Raw genomic sequence first — 19,240 nt, 5'->3', positions numbered from 1 at the left:
CCTTATTCGGCAGCGATGCTGAAGGTCCGCGCCTCGAGCGGGAAGCGGCATGTCACCAGCGTGCCTTTGCCGGCGGCGCTTTCAATATCGACTGTGCCGCCATGCAGTTCGACGAAACCCTTGACGATGGAAAGGCCCAATCCGGCGCCGCGCTTGCGCCCGCCATTCGGATAGGGCTGGAATCGCTTGAAGATGCTGTCGAGCACATAGCCCGGCATGCCCGGTCCCTTGTCCTCGACGCTGAAGACCATTTCGGCCTGCTCGCGCCAGCAGGACAGGGTTACGGTGCTGCCTTCCGGCGCATAGTTGGCGGCATTGCTCAGGAGATTTGCCAGCACCTGCTTCACCCGGCTGGCGTCGGCCCGGAAAGAGCCCGCTCCTGGCGTAATGCGGATGTCGAGAAGGATATTGTGTTCCTTCAGTCGGTCGGCGACTTTTTCCGACGCGGTCGTGATCGCGTCCGCGACGGAAACATCGCTGATATCAAGTTCCATGATCCCCGCATCGACGGTGGCCAGATCTAGAATATCATTGACGATGGTCAAAAGGACCGACGACGAAGTTCCTATATGGTCGAGATAATCGCGTTGCTTGTCGTTGAGCGGTCCCGTCATGGGCGTCTGCAGGAGTTCGGTAAAGCCAATGATATTGGTCAGCGGTGAGCGCAACTCGTAGGAGACGTGCTGTACGAAGTCGTTCTTCAATTCGTCCGTACGTTCGAGCGCTTCGTTCTTCTCCTTCAGGGCTCGCTCAACCTGCACCGAGTCGGTCACATTGACGAAGGTCAGCATGGTCTGGCCGTTCGGCAGAGGCGCCGTCGCGTAGGACAATATCTTACCGGTGCTGAGTTCTATATGCCCGGAGAGCGACTGCCGCTCATCGTCAAAACCGGTGACGGTCGTAACGAAAGCTTCCCAATGCGCCGCATCCGAAACCGGTTCGCACAGGCGGCGGACAGCGGAAATGTGCATGCCCTCGGCGATCTGTTCCTTTTTCAGCGACCAGAGTGACGCAAAGGCAGGATTGAAAAGGCGGATCTTGCCGTCAGATCCAAATACGGCGACACCCTCGGCCAGGTGATCGAGCGTCTGGCCCTGCACCTTGATCAGCGTGTTATACCGGCTCTGGAGTTCGAGCTTTTCCGTGAGATTCTCGAAGACCCAGGTGACGCCGCCCTTCGGCTGCGGATTGACGATGACCCGCAGCGTACGGCCATCCGTCAGGTACCAGAGGTGTTCCTGCGGTTCCACCGAATGATAGGCCGAAAGAACCTGTTCCTTCCAGCGCCGCCAATCCGGCTGCTCCGGCAAAATGCCGTCACTGCGGAACCTGTCAAGCAGCATGGAATTGTCAGGGTGGCTTTCGAGAAACGCCGTTTCCAGTCCCCAGACCTTGGCAAAGGCCTGATTGAAGAACTGCAGCTTGCGGTTGGCATCGAACATTGCCACGGCCGAGTTCAACTGGTCCAGCGTGTCGGAATGATTGAGGACGGTTTGCTTGTATTCCTCGCGGATAAGCTCGACTTCGCTGATATCAACGGCGACACCGGCCGAGCCGGTCGTGCCGGCAACGTCGGTCACACGGAAGACGCGCCGGTCTCCGCCTACCACTGTCGACAGCTGTTCGTTGAAGCGCCGCGACGCGGCTTTTTCACGTTCCATGCGTTCGCGTGCCTGTGCGCCGAACAATTCACGCGCCTCACTGACGGCGGCGTGCGGTTCACGCGCCTCGACTGCCTTGGCGTAAGCAAGATTGGCCCAATTGAGCCGCCCATCGGCATCACGGCTCCATGCTGGCATGTCAACCGATTCGAGCAGACCGCGCAGCGTGCCGATCGCTTCGCTCAACTGGTAGTTCTCGGTCTTGAGCAGCGCTTGCTCGGCCCTTGCCTCGCCAAGATTGATGAAACGGACAATGGCATATCCGCCCGAGGTACGGCCCTGGATTTCCAGCGGTGCACCCTTTGTCGTTTCCACGGTGATATCGAAGGGGCGTGCCCTTTCGCGCAAAGCGGCGATGGAGCGATCGAGCAGGGTAACCGAATCCACGCGCAACCAGCGGCCAAATGCAAGGAAGAGCGAGCGGGGTTCCGGCACGCCGATCTCCGGCGGCAGATTGCCGATCAGGTTGGGTGTGCTCGATCCACCTTCCCAGACGATGATGCGCTGATCCTTCAGGTTCAGCATGGCCTCGTTGCGCTGCACCGTAACATTAAGATCGGCGACCTTGTCGCGCAACTGGCGGTTTTCATTGGCTATGCGACTGCGTTCACGGATCAGCCAGCCTGCCGAGAGCAGGGCGGCACCCATGGCGCCAAGGAACATGGCGAACTGGATGACCTCGAACGTGCCGACCTCGACCCCGAAAGGCGTGTTGATCTTGCCAAAAGCATCCTCGGCGCGGGCCGGAAATGAAAACGCCGAAAGAATTGCGAGAGAGGAGCAGGCGCGGCACGCCAAGATCCGCAGTTCCTTCAGCACCGGAAATGCCCGTGCCGGATGTCTCCTGCGAACACCGCTTTCAATCTTCATATCAACCGTCGCTACCCCGTCTGGCGAATGCCCGCTGCTCCTTCCCTTCGATTTTTCAATCGCTTGGCCCACCGGGAACAGCGCTATCCCGAATCACTAGAATAAACCTTGAGCGAATCGACGGGAAGAACTGGCTGGAAAAAAGAAAGCCGGAGAATTTGTCAATCCCCCGGCGTCCATATCTTGTGTCGTTACTAACGAGAATTAATATCTGTAGTGGTCAGACTTGAAGGGGCCCTTCGGTGTTACACCGATATAGGCGGCCTGTTCTTCGGAAAGCACCGACAATTTCGCGCCGAGCTTGTCGAGATGCAGGCGCGCGACTTTTTCGTCGAGGTGCTTGGGCAGAACATAGACTTCGTTCTTGTACTTCTCGCCACGGCTGTAGAGCTCGATTTGCGCCAGGACCTGGTTGGTGAAGGAGGCGGACATGACGAAGCTCGGATGGCCGGTGGCGTTACCGAGATTGAGCAGGCGTCCTTCCGACAGAAGCAGCATGCGCTTGCCATCCGGGAATTCGATCATGTCGACCTGCGGCTTGATGTTGGTCCACTTGAGATTGCGCAGCGCTGCGACCTGAATCTCATTGTCGAAGTGGCCGATATTGCCGACGATGACCATGTCCTTCATCTTGCGCATGGTATCGAGCGTGATGACGTCCTTGTTGCCGGTCGTGGTGATCACGATGTCAGCCGTCGGCGCTGCGTCCTCGAGCGTGACGACTTCGAAACCGTCCATGGCGGCCTGCAGCGCGCAGATAGGGTCGACTTCCGTTACCTTGACGCGTGCGCCGGCGCCGTTGAGCGACTGGGCAGAGCCCTTGCCGACGTCGCCGTAGCCACAAACGACGGCAACCTTGCCGGCCATCATGACGTCGGTAGCGCGGCGGATACCGTCGACCAGCGATTCCTTGCAGCCATACTTGTTGTCGAACTTCGATTTGGTGACGCTGTCATTGACATTGATCGCCGGGAAAGGAAGCAAGCCCTTCTTCTGCAGCTGATAAAGACGGTTGACGCCCGTCGTCGTCTCCTCCGTGACGCCCTTGATGGCTTCGCGTTGCTTGGTGAAGAAGCCAGGCGTTTCCTTCATGCGCTTCTTGATCTGCGCAAACAGGATTTCCTCTTCCTCGCTGCCGGGATTGGAAAGAACGTCCTCGCCGGCTTCGGCGCGCGCGCCGATAAGGATATACATGGTGGCATCGCCGCCATCGTCGAGGATCATGTTCGACGGCTGGCCATCCGGCCACTGGAAAATCTGGTCCGTGTAGGTCCAATATTCCTCAAGGGTTTCGCCCTTGACCGCAAAGACCGGCGTGCCGGTGGCAGCAATTGCAGCTGCAGCGTGATCCTGCGTCGAGAAGATGTTGCACGACGCCCAGCGCACCTCAGCCCCAAGCGCCTGCAAGGTTTCAATCAGAACCGCAGTCTGGATCGTCATATGCAGCGAACCGGTGATCCGGGCACCCTTCAACGGCTGCAACGGGCCAAATTCCTCGCGGCTCGCCATCAGGCCCGGCATTTCTGTCTCGGCGATCTCGATTTCCTTGCGGCCCCACGAGGCCAGCTCAAGGTCCTTGACGATATAATCCTGCTTCTCGGCCATCTGTGCCAACTCCATTTTTCGCAAATTCCGTATGGCCGCGCGCTTGAACAGCGTGGCCGGAGATGGAGTTGACTAGCAGATTAGGGCGCGCCGCACAATGGGACATAAAGAAATCCTTATGCGTGCATATCCAATTTTGAGCGATCTTAACTATCGACGCTCAAGCTTCTTCGCCGAACTTGTCGGCGATCAGCGAACCGAGCGCTTGCATCACCTCGCGCGCCTGAACGCCGGAGGCGCTAACCTTTATGCAGCAACCGGGCGAAGCGGCGAGCATCATCAGGCCCATGATCGATGTTCCGCCGACTGTCATGCCATCTTTCTCGACGCGGACATGCGCATCGAAACCATCAACCAGTTGAACGAACTTGGCGGAGGCGCGCGCGTGCAAGCCGCGGCGATTGATGATTTCGAATGACTCCACAAGCGCGTTGTCCGGGTTGAACGTACCGGTCGTTTCTGCAGTCAGGCGCATTCATGACCTCTATTTGGCTGTCAGCACCTGGCTGGCCACGTTAATATATTTTCGACCGGCGTCCTGGCCTTCGCGCAACGACGCCGCCATGTCATTGGTCAGGCGAACGCTGGAGAGCTTGATAAGCATCGGCAGGTTCACGCCCGCAATCACTTCGATTTTGCCCGATTCCATCACGGATATGGCGAGATTGGAAGGCGTCCCGCCAAACATGTCCGTCAGGATAATAACACCCGAACCATTGTCGGCGCGGGCAACTGCATCGACGATATCCCGGCGACGCTGTTCCATATCATCATCCGCACCGATCGATACGGTTTCCAAATATTCCTGCTGGCCGACCACATGCTCAACAGCATGATGAAATTCTTCGGCCAGTCTTCCGTGCGTCACAAGCACGAGTCCGATCATTCTGAAACTGCTCCTGTCGCGCCGCGCCCTTCAGCTTGGGCTTTTTTCCGCGCATTGAATGCCCCGTTTGGCAGGTGTCGCATTCTGGCAGGACGAATCGCGAAGGCAAGTGGAAAAATGGCGCCACCAAGACGCATAGTCATTTTATCGCAGTGCAAAAGGGCAACCATCTGGATTAGCTCGTTAATTTTTTCCATTGGGGCTCGAAAAGCCATGCCTCGACGGCCCTGCAAGCGGATTCCACCTCGCCTTCTGGTAGGCGGAGGCGCTGAATTGCGACGCCCTGAAGTTGTGTCGTCTCCTCACCAGCAAATCGAACCGCCTCTGCTTTATCGACGAGTTCGACAACAAGATGAATGACGGCAGTGCCTTCATGATCGACCGCGTGAAGCCCCGACCCACGCACCTCGATTCCGCCCCGCAGCGATGCCGGTGCCGAACAGATGAGACGTCCCGAAGATGGGTGCAATTGGCATTGGTCATCACTGACCAGCGCTGCGAACATACCCCTTGCGTTGGTACGCTCGATGAGTGCCCGCGCTATTGATGATTTCCCGGCACCGGACGGGCCCACGATCAGGACGCCGCGGTCGGCGACGATGAGAGCCGTTGCATGGATCAGTTCTCCCGGCATACGCGCCATCAAGCCTCAACCGGTAGAATGGCGGTAAAACGGGCGCCGAGATAATTCTCGGGATCCTTGGGATCGAGAATGTTTTCGGCATTGAGCGTGCCGCCATGCGCCTCGATGATCTGGCGGCTGATCGAAAGGCCGAGACCGGAATTCTGCCCGAACGCCTCCCCGGCAGGGCGGTCGGTGTAGAAGCGCTCGAAAATACGATCGATCTGCTCCACGCGGATGCCCGGGCCATTGTCCTCTACGAGAATGCGGATGCGATCCCCCATATGCTGCAGCGAAACGGTAATGACGCCGCCCTCTATCGGGACGAAGGATCGTGCGTTCTCGATGAGGTTGGAGACAACCTGGCCGAGACGAAGATCGTGGCCGACGACATAGAAGCCCTTGCGGTTGTTTGGAAGCTTGCCGACGACCAGTTCGATGCGCGTGTCCTTCTTGTTGCGGCGGACTTCGCGGGCCGCTGTCACGAGATTGCCGAGAAGCATCTTGAGGTCGACATGCTCGGAATCTTCGCGGGCCAGTTCAGCATCGAGACGGGAGGCGTCGGAGATATCCGTGATCAGGCGGTCAAGGCGCTTCACATCGTGCTGGATGACATCCATTAGGCGTTTGCGCGACTCGTCGTTCTTCGCAAGCGGCAAGGTTTCGACGGCGCTGCGCAGCGAAGTAAGCGGATTCTTCAGTTCATGGCTGACATCAGCCGCAAAGCTTTCGATCGACTCAATACGAGCATAGAGCGCGTTGGTCATGTCGCGAATGGAGGTCGATAGATGGCCGATCTCATCCTGGCGCTCGGAAAAATCCGGTATCTCCTCGCGGTTCTTAACGCCATGGCGCACGCGATCGGCCGCGGCGGCGAGACGGCGCAACGGATTGGCGATGGTGGATGCCAGGAACAGGGAAAGGATCGCCATGACCAGGGCCGCAACCGTGAAGACGCGGATGATCGCGTAACGTTCGCCCTGGACGATCTTGTCGATGTCGCCGCCTTCGGTGGACAGCAGCAGAACACCGAGAACAGCACGGAAACGCTGGATGGGAACGGCGACGGAAACGATCTGCTCGCCCTTCTCGGTCATACGCACGACAGTTGCCGGCGAACCGGTTAGCGCCTTGACGATTTCCGGATAGGACGAACCATTGCCGCCCGGCTGCTCCTGGTAGATCGGCAGGTCGCTGCGGCGCAGTAGCCTCGTCATGCGATTGGTCAGACGCTCGAAGAAACTCGGCTCTTCGCCGTCGATGGGCGGCAATTCATAACGCAGCACCTGTCCACGCGAATAAAGGTGGCGGGAATCGAGAAGCAGGTTCGAGTCGCGGTCGTAGATGCGGGCGCGCGTGCGCGTCGGCGAGATGAGGCGCCGGAGGACCGGCGCAACGCGTTCCGGATTGATAGGGAAATCGAGATTGTCGAGAACGTCCGGCGATGGCGTGATGCTTTGGCCGGCCTGGAGTTCAAGCAGCTTTTCCGGATCGATGGCGATCGAATTGGTATCGACGGTCGCTGATGAAGCAATGGCGCCTGCAATGATCTCGCCCTGCGTCATCAGGCTTTCGACGCGAGCATCGATCAACCCGTCGCGAAACTGGTTGAGATACATGATGCCGGACAAGAGAACGGCGAGGCCGGCAAGGTTGAGGAAGAGGATGCGCCGCGTGAGGCTCGAGAAAAGATAGTTACCGAAGACGCGATTAAGCGGCTTGAAGAAGCGACGCAGAGCAAGCGAACGCTTCCGGCGCATGACGGCGCTCTTGCGCGTAATATTGCCGCTTTGCAGCCCGGCTACCATTTATTCCTCAAAGAACCTTAATCGCGGCGTCTCATGGCATTCATAGCGCCACGAGACAACCTTGTTTTACAGCGGATCACACGCCTGTGAAAGCAAAGGGCCCGCTCAAGCCCATCCATCAATTAACCTATACCGCGGCTATTCTATCAGGTTTCGCGAAAACGGTAGCCCACGCCGTAAAGTGTTTCGATCATGTCGAAATCGTCGTCGACGACCTTGAACTTCTTGCGCAGGCGCTTGATGTGGCTGTCGATGGTGCGATCGTCGACATAGACCTGCTCGTCATAGGCGGCATCCATGAGCGCATCGCGGCTCTTGACCACGCCGGGGCGCTGCGCCAGCGAATGCAGGATCAGGAACTCGGTAACCGTAAGCGTCACCGGCTCGCCCATCCATGTGCAGGTGTGGCGTTCCTGGTCCATGACCAACTGGCCGCGTTCGAGCGATTTGGCCTGCGGGCTACCGGGCTTGACCGTGCCATCGCGCGCGGCGACGCGGCGCAGCACGGCTTTGACCCGCTCGACGAGCAGGCGCTGCGAGAACGGTTTGGTGATAAAGTCGTCCGCACCCATCTTGAGGCCGAACAACTCATCGATCTCGTCATCCTTGGAGGTAAGGAAGATGACCGGCAGGTCGGACTTCTGGCGCAGGCGGCGCAGCAACTCCATACCGTCCATGCGGGGCATCTTGATGTCGAAAATGGCAAGGTTCGGCGGGCGCGCCATCAGACCGTCGAGCGCGGAGGCGCCATCCGTATAGGTTTCGACGCGATAGCCTTCCGATTCGAGCGCAATCGAAACGGACGTCAGAATGTTGCGGTCGTCATCGACGAGCGCTATTGTTTGCATTGCGGGGACTTCCCTCATGCGCTGCCTTCCTTATGCCATTGGTCTGCACAGCTTGTGCAGTACAAATTAGGTACAAAATGTGGCATAGATCCGCGGCGGTGTCACCCGGGCCGGTCCAGGTCTGTCTTACGTAAACGGAAGAGCACGGAAATTTCCCCTTACTTAAACCGATTTAAAAATATTTAAATTCTTTAAATCGATTAAATATTTGAAACTATTCAATTTTTCTGCTTTTGACGAGACGTAGCCGCGTTCTTGTACGATGATGCAAGAATGCGGCGAATGCATCTATGGACCCTAACAACGGCGGACACATGACTAGAGAAACCGGTATCCACAACGCGTCTATCGCGCTCGGCAACTCAGGCTTGAAGGAACTTTCGGCGGTTTATTACAACCTCGAAGCAGCTGAACTTTATGAAGAAGTCGTACGCCGCGGCGAGGCACAGCTCACCGCCCAGGGTGCATTGGTCGCCCGGACGGGTCAGCACACGGGACGCTCGCCGAAGGACAAGTTCGTCGTGCGCGACGGTTCCACCGAAGCCCATGTCTGGTGGGACAACAACGCCCCGATTTCACCGGAAAAATTTGAATTGCTCTATGCCGACTTCATGGCGCAGGCGAAAGGCAAGGAACTCTTCGTTCAGGATCTCGTCGGCGGCGCGGATGACGACTACAAGCTCCACACCCGCGTCATCACCGAGTTTGCCTGGCACTCCCTGTTCATCCGCAATCTGCTGATCCGTCCCGATCGCGACAAGCTCGCGAGCTTCGTGCCGCAAATGACGATCATCGACCTGCCCTCCTTCCGCGCCGATCCCGCGCGCCATGGCACGCGGACGGAAACGGTCATCGCTGTCGACCTCAATCGCCTCATCGTACTTATCGGCGGTTCGGCCTATGCGGGGGAGATGAAGAAATCTGTCTTCACGGCATTGAACTATATCCTCCCCGCCAAGGGCGTGATGCCGATGCACTGTTCGGCCAATGAGGGTCCCGATGGCGATACCGCCGTGTTCTTCGGCCTCTCCGGTACCGGGAAGACCACGCTGTCGGCTGATCCCTCGCGCACGCTGATCGGCGACGACGAACATGGCTGGGGCGAGCACGGCGTCTTCAATTTCGAAGGTGGCTGCTATGCCAAGACGATCCGTCTGTCCGCCGAAGCGGAGCCCGAGATCTACGCGACGACGCAGCGCTTCGGCACTGTTCTCGAAAACGTCGTTCTGGACGCTAGCCGTCAGCCCGACTTTAATGACGGTTCGCTGACCGAAAACACACGCTGCGCCTATCCGCTCGACTTCATTCCGAATGCATCGAAGACAGGCAAGGCGAGCCACCCGAAGAACATAATCATGCTGACCGCCGATGCGTTCGGCGTCATGCCGCCCATCGCAAAACTGACGCCGGCGCAGGCGATGTACCACTTCCTCTCCGGCTATACCGCCAAAGTCGCGGGCACGGAGCGTGGGGTCACCGAGCCGGAGGCAACCTTCTCCACCTGCTTCGGCGCGCCATTCATGCCGCGCCACCCTTCGGAATACGGAAACCTGCTGCGCGAACTCATTGCCGAGCACGGCGTCGATTGTTGGCTGGTCAATACTGGCTGGACTGGCGGCGCCTACGGTACGGGCAAACGCATGCCAATCAAGGCGACGCGGGCGCTTCTCTCGGCAGCGCTCGATGGTTCCTTGAAGAACGTCGAGTTCCGCACTGACCCGAACTTTGGCTTCGACGTGCCGGTCTCCGTGCCCGGCGTCGACCAGTCGATCCTCGATCCGCGCTCGACCTGGGCTGACAAGGCAGCCTATGATGCCCAGGCGATGAAACTCGTCGATATGTTCGTTCGCAACTTCGGCAAATTCGAAAGCCACGTGGATAGCGATATCAGGGCTGCCGCGCCGCATATGCCGGTCGCCGCAGAATAGGCCAGACAATTCGTAAGAGCCCCGCCCACCGCGGGGCTCTTTGCATTTGATGCAGCTTTGCGCGAATCAAAGATTGGGTTACCAATCTGGCATGGAAGAGAGCCGCACCCGGATCAAAATCACCAACCGGATCTGGATCGATGAAAGCGATCTGGAGGAGAGCTTCATTCGCTCGGCTGGACCCGGCGGCCAGAATGTCAACAAAGTTTCGACCGCAGTGCAGTTGCGCTTTCTTGCGGCGAATGCGGGCCTGCCCAACGAAGTCTTCGAACGGCTCCTCAAGCTTGCCGGTCAGCGCGCGACGAAGGACGGCGATATCCTCATCGAGGCGAGCCGCTTCCGCACGCAGGAGCGCAACCGGGAAGATGCGCGCGAGCGGATGGTCGCGCTGATCGCCAAGGCGGCCGAGCCACCGCCACCGCCGCGCAAGAAGACCAGACCCACGAAAGGTTCGATCGAGCGTCGCCTCAAGGCGAAATCCGGCCGTTCCGACGTAAAGAAGATGCGTGGCAGGGTATCAGGCGACTAGAGTCTCGGTCGCCAATACCTGACGCTATAATCTGCTCGGGTGATTTTCTAGCCTTTTCAAGTCCTTCACGGAATGCCACAACTGCATATGTCGGTTTGAACAATTATCAGGAGCCAGTTATGGGACTGTTTGATTTCGTTAAATCCGTAGGCAAGAAAATCGGTATCGGCGACGACGAGCCAAAGGCCGAAGACCTGAAGAAGGAGCTCGACTCCCACGAGCTCGGCACCGAAAATGTCGAGGTCGCGGTTCAGGGCGACAAGGCCGTTCTCAAGGGAAATGTGACCAACCAGGAAATTCTCGAAAAGGCGATTATCGCCGTTGGCAATTCCCTTGGCATCTCCAAGGTCGAAACCGACGAGCTCAAGATCGACAATGCGCCGACCGGATCGATTGAAAAGGCCCCGGTGTTCTATACGGTCAAGAAGGGCGACAATCTCTGGAAGATCGCCGAAGCCCAGTATGGCAAGGGCAAGGGCGCCAAAAACACGCTTATTTTCGAGGCCAACAAGCCGATGCTCACCCATCCGGACAAGATTTATCCGGGCCAGGTGCTGCGCATTCCAGAACTCAAATAACCCCTTTCATTAGGCACGGCCCGGTCCTGCCGGGCCGGCAAGCTTTGCATTCAAAACGATGATCCTGCTCGCACCTGGAATTCGCTATTATCCCGATTATTTTGATCAGGCGGCGCAGGCTGCATTGTTAGAGGATATCAGGGCGGTGGTTGCACGGGCACCGCTTTATGTTCCGGCAATGCCGAAAACCGGCAAGGAGATGAGCGTGCGCATGACCAATTGCGGCGCGCTTGGCTGGGTGACGGACAAGGAGCGCGGCTATCGCTACCAGCCTGTGCATCCAGTCACCGGGGAACCTTGGCCCCCCATTCCCGAGCGCCTGCAACAGCTCTGGCATCATATCTCCGAATTCCCGATGCCGCCCGAAGCCTGTCTGGTGAATTTCTATTCGGACACCGCCAAGATGGGACAGCACCAGGATCGCGACGAGCAAAATCTCAAGGCGCCCGTCGTTTCGGTTTCGCTTGGCGATGCCTGCCAGTTCCGCTTCGGCGGCACAAAACGAACAGATAAGACGCAGTCGCTGCGTTTATCGAGCGGCGATGTCATTGTGCTCGGCGGCGAGGGACGCCTCGCCTATCATGGTGTCGACAGGATCTACCCCGGAACGTCGATGCTGCTCAAAGGCACGGGCCGCATCAACCTGACGCTTCGCCGGGTTACAGCTTCCTGAGCGCAACTTCCTCGATCAAGTGATTGTCGCCCTTGCGCAGGATAAGATCGGCGCGGGGCCTTGTCGGCAGGATGTTTTCACGCAGGTTCTTGAGGTTGATATTGGCCCAGAGGCTTTCGCCGATGGCGCGCGCCGCGTCTTCTGAGATCGTGGAATAACGATGGAAGAACGACGTCGGATCGCGGAATGCGGTCTCGCGCAGCCGCATGAAACGGCTGATGTACCATTTGTGGATCTGCTCTTCATCGGCATCGATATAGATCGAGAAATCGAAGAAATCGGAGACGAACGGCACCATCTTGCCATCTTCCGGCAGGTCGCGAACCTGCAGAACGTTGATGCCTTCGAAAATCAGGATGTCGGGTGCATCGACGGTCTGAAATTGCCCAGGCAGGACATCGTAGGTCAAATGCGAATAGAGCGGAGCGTTGACGTTGCGCTGGCCCGCCTTGATCGACGAGAGAAAGCGCAAGACCATGCCGACATCGTAGCTTTCGGGAAAACCCTTGCGTTCCATCAGGCCTTTGGCGCGAAGCACTTCGTTTGGATAGAGAAACCCGTCGGTGGTGACGAGATCGACTTTCGGGCTCGACGGCCAGCGCGCCAGCAATTCCTTCAACACGCGTGCCGTAGTGGATTTGCCAACCGCGACCGATCCCGCAATGCCGATGATAAACGGGGTCTTGAAGGATTCGCTGGTGTTGAGAAACCGGCGGCGCTGGTAGAACAGAAGCTGGCTCGCCTCGACATGGGCCGACAGCAAGCGTGAAAGCGACAGGTAGATGCGCGTAACTTCATCGAGATCGATCGGGTCGTTCAGCGAACGCAACCGCTTGATTTCGTCGTAAGTCAACGTCATGGGCGTATCGGCACGAAACTCCGCCCATCGCTCCGCACTGTAGAAGCGGTAAGGCGAAAACTCGCTGGGTGCCAATTGGTCCATGACTTCCCCTTCCCTCTGCCGTTCGCTCGTCGAAGACCGGAACACGATCAACCCTGCCCGCGCGCGGCTTTTTCCTCAAGCCCGGTTTGCGCCGTCCGCCGTTCGAGCTCGGCAAGCACGTCGTCAAGCTTGATGCCCGAGATTCCAAGAACAACGACAAGATGATAGAGCAAATCAGCACTCTCCGAAACAATCCCCTTGGCATCGCCGGAGACAGCCGCGATCACGGTTTCTACCGCCTCTTCACCAAGCTTCTGGCTGGCCTTGCCTATGCCCTTGGCGTAGAGGCTTGCCGTATAGGATCCGGCATCGGCGGAGGCGGCACGCTCTGCGACGATGCGTTCGAGGTCACTAAGGGTAAATGAGCTCATGGGTCGTCTCCCGCTCAGCGGATGGGCTCAAGGCGCATCGGAATACCCGCTGCGGCCATGTGGGCCTTGGCTTCGCCAATCGAATACGTGCCGAAGTGGAAAATGGATGCGGCAAGAACGGCGGAGGCATGACCTTCGCGTATGCCTTCGACCATATGGTCGAGATTGCCGACCCCTCCCGATGCGATGACGGGAACCTTGACCGCATCGGCAATGGCGCGCGTGACCGGAATGTCGTAGCCGATCTTCGAGCCATCCCGGTCCATTGAGGTCAACAGAATTTCGCCGGCGCCGAGATCGACGACCCTGCGGGCAAAGTCCACTGCATCAATGCCTGTGGCTTGCCTGCCGCCGTGGGTAAAGATTTCCCAGCGGTCCGCCTCGCCTTCGCCTGATACTTTCTTTGCGTCGATGGCAACGACGATGCATTGATTGCCGAACTTATCAGCCGCCTCGGCAATGAATTCGGGATTGTTGACAGCGGCTGTGTTGATCGAAACCTTGTCAGCCCCGGCAAGCAGCAGCTTGCGGATGTCGGCAACGGTACGTACGCCCCCGCCCACCGTCAGCGGCATGAAGCACTGCTCGGCCGTGCGGGCTACCACATCGAAAATCGTCTCGCGATTGTCCGAGGAGGCGGTGATATCGAGAAAGCAAAGCTCATCGGCGCCCGCCGCGTCATAGGCCTTGGCTGCCTCCACCGGATCGCCGGCGTCGATCAGATCGACAAAATTGACGCCCTTGACCACACGTCCGTCCTTGACGTCGAGGCAGGGAATAACCCGGGCCTTAAGGGTCATGCGGCGCGCTCCCTTGCTTGCCGAAGCACCGTCAGCGCTTCCGCCGGATCAATGCGGCCGTCGTAAAGTGCACGCCCGGAAATCGCGCCTTCGAGCCGTGCGGCATCGGGCATGGTCATGCGCACGATATCGGCGATCGAGGCAAGGCCGCCCGAAGCGATGACTGGTATGGACACTGCTTCGGCCAGTTGCAGCGTCGATTCCCAATTGATGCCGGCCAGAACGCCGTCGCGATCGATATCCGTGTAGATGATCGCGGCAACGCCCGCACCCTCGAACTTCTTCGCAAGCTCAATCACGCCAAGCGTCGATGCTTCCGCCCAACCTTCGACCGCAACCTTGCCACCCTTGGCATCGATGCCGACAGCAATCTTGCCGGGGTATGTTTTGCAGGCTTCGATCACCAGTGCGGGATCGCGAACGGCGACAGTGCCGAGGATGACACGCGCAAGGCCCTTTGCCAGCCACGCCTCGATGTGCGCGATGGTGCGAATGCCGCCGCCGAGCTGGACGGGATTTTTCGTCGCCTTGAGGATCGCTTCGACCGCCGCGCCGTTGACGGATTGGCCAGCAAAGGCGCCGTTGAGGTCAACGACGTGCAACCACTCGAAGCCCTGTTCCTCGAATTCCTTCGCCTGCGCCGCCGGGTCCGTATTGTAAACGGTCGCCTGCTCCATATCGCCGAGCCTCAAGCGCACGCATTGCCCGTCTTTGAGATCGATTGCCGGAAACAGGATCATGGGTCCCACCTCAGAAAATTGGCAATGAGAGCCAGGCCGAGCGCCTGGCTCTTTTCCGGATGAAACTGCGTCCCCGCCATATTATCGTTGGCAACAGCAGCCGTCACGGCGCCGCCGTAGTCGGTAACAGCGATCACGTCGTTTTCAAGCTCAGCATCGAGAAAATAGGAATGCACGAAATAGGCGTGAAGGCCTTCCGGCCCCGTCCTGATTCCGTCGAAGAGCGGATGCGGCCGCGTCAGGCGAATGGTGTTCCAGCCAATTTGCGGAATTTTCAGCGCCGGATCGGAAGGGACCATTTCGCGGACATCACCCTTGATCCAGTCGAACCCGACGGAGATCGTCTTCTCAAGCCCGCGCGACGACATGAGCTGCATGCCGACGCAAATGCCAAGGAACGGCCGCGCCTTGTCCATCACCACTTCATGGATCGCCTCGACCATTCCGGGAACGGCATCAAGACCTTTGAGACAATCGGCATAGGCCCCTACGCCCGGCAGGACGATGCGGTCGGCGCTCAACACCCGATCAGCATCCGCTGTGAGTTCGATCTCCGCATCTATTCCGGCTTCGCGCGATGCCCGCTCGAATGCCTTCGTGGCCGAGCGGAGATTGCCGGAGCCATAGTCGATGATGGCAACGCGCATGCTCAATTTTCTCCGCGATGGCTGACGAGCCCGACCATTCCGCCGAGCGGTGCCGGACGCGGCGTCGCCGCGAAACTCGGCGTATCGGAGGTCGGGAGGGGATTTTTAGCCGGGACCGGACGGAAACGCTCTGTTCCGAGAAACCAGATCGTTTCGGCGTCGCTTGCGTTGTGCGCATCGACGACGCCGGCAAGTTCGAAGCCGCGACGCTCAAGAGCGGCCGCGCGCCAATGGTTCGCCTCCAGCCCAACAAGCAGCGATACCAGAAATCCGATCAGCACGGCAGCTCCATCGTGGCCCGTATAGCTGCCGACCGCGGAAATCGCGACACCGACCGCAAGCACCATGGCCGCCTCGAACCATAATCTGTGAAAGAGCAGCCAGACAAAAGGCAGAAGGAGCGCGAGAAACGCAAAGCCGTCGCGGATGAAGACAGTCTTGTCCTCATTGCGCCCGCCATTGTCTGGTCGCGGTGTCAATACCAGGAAGCTCGCCATGACCCAAACCTCCGCTAGCCGTTGAGCGTACCCTTGGTGGAAGGGATCGCGTCCTTCTGCCTGGGATCGGTCTCGATCGCGTTACGTAACGTTCGTGCCACCGCCTTGAAACAGGTTTCGGCGATATGATGGTTGTTGGCACCGTAAAGGTTCGTTACGTGCAAGGTGATGCCGGCATTCTGCGACAGGGCCTGGAAGAACTCGCGAACAAGCTCAGTATCGAATGTGCCGATTTTCGGTGCCGAGAACTCGACTTGCCACACGAGAAACGGCCTGCCCGAAACGTCAAGCGCCGCTCTGGTCAGCGTCTCATCCATGGCAAGGTCGAGCGAGGCATAGCGATTGATGCCGCGCCGGTCGCCGAGGGCCTTGGCGATCGCCTGGCCGATGGCAATGCCCGTATCTTCCACGGTGTGGTGATCGTCGATGTGAAGATCGCCATTCGCCTTGATGTCCATGTCGATCAGAGAATGGCGCGAGAGCTGTTCCAGCATGTGATCAAAGAAACCGACGCCCGTTGCCACGTTGAACGTGCCGGTACCGTCCAGATTAACCGATACGGCAATCGAGGTTTCCTTGGTGGTCCGCTCGATCTTTGCCGTGCGTTTGTTAGAGCTGCTCATCTACTGTTTTCCCGCTACATGGATCCGCAAGCTGGCTTTCAATTGTGGCCTTCTAGAACATGGGCGGCGAATCTCCAAATGCTTTGATGGCGCTAATTCCGGCAGCATTTGCATTTCGGCGGCCGCGTCATACATAAGTGGCACAGAAGGGGTTCGATCTGCTGCCAATTGGAGCATAATCGGACCTGCTTGAAGGAGAACCCAATGCAAGAACACAATCCCTCCACCATGTATGGCACGACCATCGTTACGGTTCGCAAGAACGGCAAGGTCGTCATTGCCGGTGACGGACAGGTCAGCCTCGGCAACACGGTCATGAAGGGCAATGCACGCAAGGTGCGCCGCATCGGTAAGGGCAATGTCATCGCCGGATTTGCCGGCGCCACCGCAGACGCCTTTACCCTGCTCGAACGGCTTGAGAGCAAGCTTGAACAATATCCCGACCAGCTGATGCGCGCCTGCGTCGAGCTCGCCAAAGACTGGCGAACCGACCGCTATCTGCGCCGCCTTGAGGCGATGATGCTTGTCGCGGACAAATCGGTAACGCTCGCTCTCACAGGAACAGGCGATGTGCTGGAGCCGGAATTCGGCGTCATGGCGATCGGGTCAGGCGGCAATTACGCCCTTGCAGCAGCGCGTGCGCTTGCCGACACCGATCTTGGCGCGGAGGAAATTGCCCGCAAGGCCATGCAGATCGCCGCGGATATCTGCGTTTTCACCAATACGAGCGTTACCCTCGAGAGTCTCGATGCCGAATGAGCCACACTATCACTACCGCTTCATTCCGGTTGAGCCGCGCCACCTCAACATGATCATGGAGTGGCTGGGCGAACCGCATGTGGCGAAGTGGTGGGGCAAGAGCCCCGATGAAGAAATGGCCTTGATCATGGAAAGCATGGACAGCGTTTCGGTCGAACCCTTCATCATCATGCTTGGCGACGAAGCGATCGGCTATCTGCAGACCTATGATCCGCATCTGGAGGACGATCATCCCTACCAGGATCAGCCGACGGGAACGCTCGGTCTCGACCAGTTCATCGGCGAGCCCGACCTGATCGGGCAGGGCCACGGGCCGAGGCTCCTCGACGAATTCGTATCGCTTCTTTTCGAAGAGGGCGTGCCCCGGGTAATCGTCGATCCCGATCCGGCCAACGCCCACGCGGTCAAAGCTTACAAGAAAGCAGGCTTTATCGCTTTCGACACCCGCACAACCATCTATGGTCCCGCCGTCATGATGGCGCGCGACAATCCTGAACTTTCTTCAGATGAAACGAGAATACAATGACAACATTTTCTCCCCGTGAAATCGTCTCTGAGCTCGATCGCTACATCATCGGCCAGAAGGACGCAAAACGCGCCGTTGCCATCGCCCTGCGCAACCGCTGGCGCCGCCAGCAGCTGGAGGGCCAGATGCGCGAAGAAGTCATGCCCAAGAACATCCTGATGATCGGACCGACAGGCGTCGGCAAAACCGAAATCTCGCGCCGTCTTGCCAAGCTCGCCGGCGCACCGTTCATCAAGGTCGAGGCCACGAAATTCACCGAAGTCGGCTATGTCGGCCGCGACGTCGAACAGATCATCCGTGATCTCGTCGAGGTCGCAATCGGCCTTGTGCGTGAGAAGAAGCGCGAAGAAGTGAAGGCTCGCGCTCACGTCAACGCCGAAGAGCGTGTCCTTGATGCCCTTGTTGGCAAGACGGCCAGCCCGGCAACGCGCGACTCCTTCCGCAAGAAGCTGCGCGACGGCCTGATCGATGACAAGGAAATCGAGGTCGAGGTCGCGGAAACCGGCTCAGGCATGCCGAATTTTGAATTGCCTGGAATGCCCGGCGCCAATATCGGCGTGCTCAACCTCAGCGACATGCTCGGCAAGGCCATGGGCGGTCGAACCAAGACAGTGAAGACCACGGTCAAGGATTCCTACGGCGTTCTGATCAATGACGAGTCGGATAAACTGCTCGACCAGGAACAGATCACCAAGGAAGCCATGCGTTCGGCAGAGGATGACGGTATCGTCTTCCTCGACGAGATCGACAAGATCGCCGCGCGAGACGGCGGCGTCGGGGCGGGCGTTTCCCGCGAAGGCGTCCAGCGCGACCTGCTGCCGCTCGTCGAGGGCACGACTGTTGCGACCAAATATGGGCCGATCAAGACCGACCATATCCTGTTCATCGCCTCGGGCGCTTTCCATGTCGCAAAGCCCTCGGACCTCTTGCCGGAATTGCAGGGACGTCTGCCGATCCGGGTGGAGCTCAGCGCGCTTTCGCGCGATGACATGCGCCAGATCCTGACCGAGCCGGAGGCTAGCCTCCTGAAACAGTATATCGCATTGATGGAAACGGAAGGCGTGACGCTCAACATTACGGACGATGCCATCGACGCGCTCGCAGATATCGCGGTGGACCTCAATTCTACCGTGGAGAACATCGGGGCGCGGCGGCTGCAGACCGTCATGGAGCGTGTCCTTGACGAGATTTCGTTCTCTGCTCCGGACAAAGCCGGGACCGAACACACGATCGACGCCAAATATGTCCGCGAGACCGTCGGCGACCTTGCCAAGAATAGCGATCTTTCGCGCTTCATTCTCTAGTTTCCTGCAAGTGCGACAGCGG

Annotated in this window: 21 protein-coding genes; 7 read left to right on the top strand and 14 right to left on the bottom strand. The window is 58.6% G+C overall.

The genetic code is table 11. The features are described 5' to 3' along the window. Positions 1 to 2: 2 nt before the first annotated feature. The 7 genes from AC1DNI_RS01145 to AC1DNI_RS01115 all read right to left on the bottom strand — a co-directional run bounded on the left by AC1DNI_RS01145 (position 3) and on the right by AC1DNI_RS01115 (position 8,318). The gene (locus tag AC1DNI_RS01145) at positions 3 to 2,531 is read right to left on the bottom strand and encodes a sensor histidine kinase (RefSeq protein ID WP_477690519.1); all 2,529 of its coding nucleotides are present in this window, start codon (positions 2,529 to 2,531) and stop codon (positions 3 to 5) included. A gap of 204 nt (positions 2,532 to 2,735) precedes the next feature. Further along, a complete protein-coding gene (gene ahcY, locus AC1DNI_RS01140; RefSeq protein ID WP_091921542.1) occupies positions 2,736 to 4,136 on the bottom strand; it encodes an adenosylhomocysteinase in 1,401 nt (466 codons plus the stop codon). A 160-nt stretch (positions 4,137 to 4,296) separates the two neighbouring features. Continuing rightward, the gene (locus AC1DNI_RS01135; protein WP_027230904.1) at positions 4,297 to 4,611 is read right to left on the bottom strand and encodes an HPr family phosphocarrier protein; all 315 of its coding nucleotides are present in this window, start codon (positions 4,609 to 4,611) and stop codon (positions 4,297 to 4,299) included. Between the two features lie 9 nt (positions 4,612 to 4,620). Next, on the bottom strand, positions 4,621 to 5,022 hold the full coding sequence (locus AC1DNI_RS01130; protein ID WP_027230905.1) for a PTS sugar transporter subunit IIA: 402 nt from the start codon (positions 5,020 to 5,022) through the stop codon (positions 4,621 to 4,623). A 175-nt stretch (positions 5,023 to 5,197) separates the two neighbouring features. Further along, positions 5,198 to 5,665 (bottom strand): HPr kinase/phosphorylase, encoded by a 468-nt coding sequence (locus tag AC1DNI_RS01125; protein WP_477690518.1) that lies wholly within the window; start codon positions 5,663 to 5,665, stop codon positions 5,198 to 5,200. After that, on the bottom strand, positions 5,665 to 7,452 hold the full coding sequence (locus AC1DNI_RS01120) for a stimulus-sensing domain-containing protein (protein WP_477690517.1): 1,788 nt from the start codon (positions 7,450 to 7,452) through the stop codon (positions 5,665 to 5,667). Before AC1DNI_RS01120 ends, AC1DNI_RS01125 begins: the two co-directional genes overlap by 1 nt. Positions 7,453 to 7,598: 146 nt before the next feature. Beyond that, positions 7,599 to 8,318, bottom strand: a complete 720-nt coding sequence (locus tag AC1DNI_RS01115; RefSeq protein ID WP_027230908.1) for a response regulator transcription factor — start codon at positions 8,316 to 8,318, stop codon at positions 7,599 to 7,601. Positions 8,319 to 8,614: 296 nt separating this feature from the next. Here AC1DNI_RS01115 and AC1DNI_RS01110 point away from each other — a divergent pair, with 296 nt between their 5' ends. The 4 genes from AC1DNI_RS01110 (at position 8,615) to AC1DNI_RS01095 (ending at position 12,008) form a co-directional block, all read left to right on the top strand. After that, entirely contained in the window at positions 8,615 to 10,228 is a 1,614-nt protein-coding gene (locus tag AC1DNI_RS01110; RefSeq protein WP_477690516.1) for a phosphoenolpyruvate carboxykinase, read from the top strand. Between the two features lie 91 nt (positions 10,229 to 10,319). Next, entirely contained in the window at positions 10,320 to 10,757 is a 438-nt protein-coding gene (arfB, locus tag AC1DNI_RS01105) for an alternative ribosome rescue aminoacyl-tRNA hydrolase ArfB (RefSeq protein WP_477691452.1), read from the top strand. A 119-nt stretch (positions 10,758 to 10,876) separates the two neighbouring features. Then, on the top strand, positions 10,877 to 11,335 hold the full coding sequence (lysM, locus tag AC1DNI_RS01100; RefSeq protein ID WP_477690515.1) for a peptidoglycan-binding protein LysM: 459 nt from the start codon (positions 10,877 to 10,879) through the stop codon (positions 11,333 to 11,335). A gap of 58 nt (positions 11,336 to 11,393) precedes the next feature. Continuing rightward, a complete protein-coding gene (locus AC1DNI_RS01095) occupies positions 11,394 to 12,008 on the top strand; it encodes an alpha-ketoglutarate-dependent dioxygenase AlkB family protein (protein WP_477690514.1) in 615 nt (204 codons plus the stop codon). On the opposite strand, the gene coaA is transcribed toward AC1DNI_RS01095, so the two are convergent. Genes coaA through hisB form a run of 7 tightly spaced genes read right to left on the bottom strand, consistent with a single transcriptional unit; the run spans position 11,995 to position 16,629 of the window. Further along, the gene (gene coaA, locus AC1DNI_RS01090) at positions 11,995 to 12,951 is read right to left on the bottom strand and encodes a type I pantothenate kinase (RefSeq protein WP_027230913.1); all 957 of its coding nucleotides are present in this window, start codon (positions 12,949 to 12,951) and stop codon (positions 11,995 to 11,997) included. The genes AC1DNI_RS01095 and coaA overlap by 14 nt on opposite strands. Positions 12,952 to 12,998: 47 nt before the next feature. Next, positions 12,999 to 13,322 (bottom strand): phosphoribosyl-ATP diphosphatase, encoded by a 324-nt coding sequence (locus AC1DNI_RS01085; protein ID WP_174208269.1) that lies wholly within the window; start codon positions 13,320 to 13,322, stop codon positions 12,999 to 13,001. 14 nt (positions 13,323 to 13,336) lie between these two features. Beyond that, complete coding sequence (gene hisF, locus AC1DNI_RS01080) at positions 13,337 to 14,122, bottom strand: imidazole glycerol phosphate synthase subunit HisF (protein WP_477690513.1); 786 nt, start codon at positions 14,120 to 14,122, stop codon at positions 13,337 to 13,339. Beyond that, positions 14,119 to 14,862 (bottom strand): 1-(5-phosphoribosyl)-5-[(5-phosphoribosylamino)methylideneamino]imidazole-4-carboxamide isomerase, encoded by a 744-nt coding sequence (gene hisA, locus AC1DNI_RS01075; RefSeq protein WP_477690512.1) that lies wholly within the window; start codon positions 14,860 to 14,862, stop codon positions 14,119 to 14,121. Before hisA ends, hisF begins: the two co-directional genes overlap by 4 nt. After that, positions 14,859 to 15,509: an imidazole glycerol phosphate synthase subunit HisH gene (gene hisH, locus AC1DNI_RS01070; RefSeq protein WP_477690511.1), complete on the bottom strand. Its 651-nt coding sequence runs from the start codon at positions 15,507 to 15,509 to the stop codon at positions 14,859 to 14,861. The genes hisA and hisH overlap by 4 nt, the downstream gene beginning before the upstream one ends. A 2-nt stretch (positions 15,510 to 15,511) precedes the next feature. Further along, a complete protein-coding gene (locus AC1DNI_RS01065) occupies positions 15,512 to 16,006 on the bottom strand; it encodes a DUF2628 domain-containing protein (protein ID WP_477690510.1) in 495 nt (164 codons plus the stop codon). Between the two features lie 14 nt (positions 16,007 to 16,020). Continuing rightward, positions 16,021 to 16,629, bottom strand: a complete 609-nt coding sequence (gene hisB / locus AC1DNI_RS01060) for an imidazoleglycerol-phosphate dehydratase HisB (protein WP_477690509.1) — start codon at positions 16,627 to 16,629, stop codon at positions 16,021 to 16,023. Between the two features lie 204 nt (positions 16,630 to 16,833). Between hisB and hslV the strand changes: the two genes are divergently transcribed. The 3 genes from hslV to hslU are packed head-to-tail and all read left to right on the top strand — an operon-like array spanning position 16,834 to position 19,218. After that, positions 16,834 to 17,388, top strand: a complete 555-nt coding sequence (hslV, locus tag AC1DNI_RS01055; protein ID WP_027230920.1) for an ATP-dependent protease subunit HslV — start codon at positions 16,834 to 16,836, stop codon at positions 17,386 to 17,388. Further along, positions 17,378 to 17,914 (top strand): GNAT family N-acetyltransferase, encoded by a 537-nt coding sequence (locus AC1DNI_RS01050; protein WP_477690508.1) that lies wholly within the window; start codon positions 17,378 to 17,380, stop codon positions 17,912 to 17,914. The genes hslV and AC1DNI_RS01050 overlap by 11 nt, the downstream gene beginning before the upstream one ends. Further along, on the top strand, positions 17,911 to 19,218 hold the full coding sequence (gene hslU, locus AC1DNI_RS01045) for an ATP-dependent protease ATPase subunit HslU (protein WP_027230922.1): 1,308 nt from the start codon (positions 17,911 to 17,913) through the stop codon (positions 19,216 to 19,218). Before AC1DNI_RS01050 ends, hslU begins: the two co-directional genes overlap by 4 nt. Positions 19,219 to 19,240 lie beyond the last annotated feature (22 nt).

It is taken from the genome of Phyllobacterium sp. 01N428, from assembly GCF_056399405.1.
The sequence above is the reverse complement of the archived record's forward strand: the minus strand, read 5'-3'. Positions and strand labels throughout refer to the sequence as shown.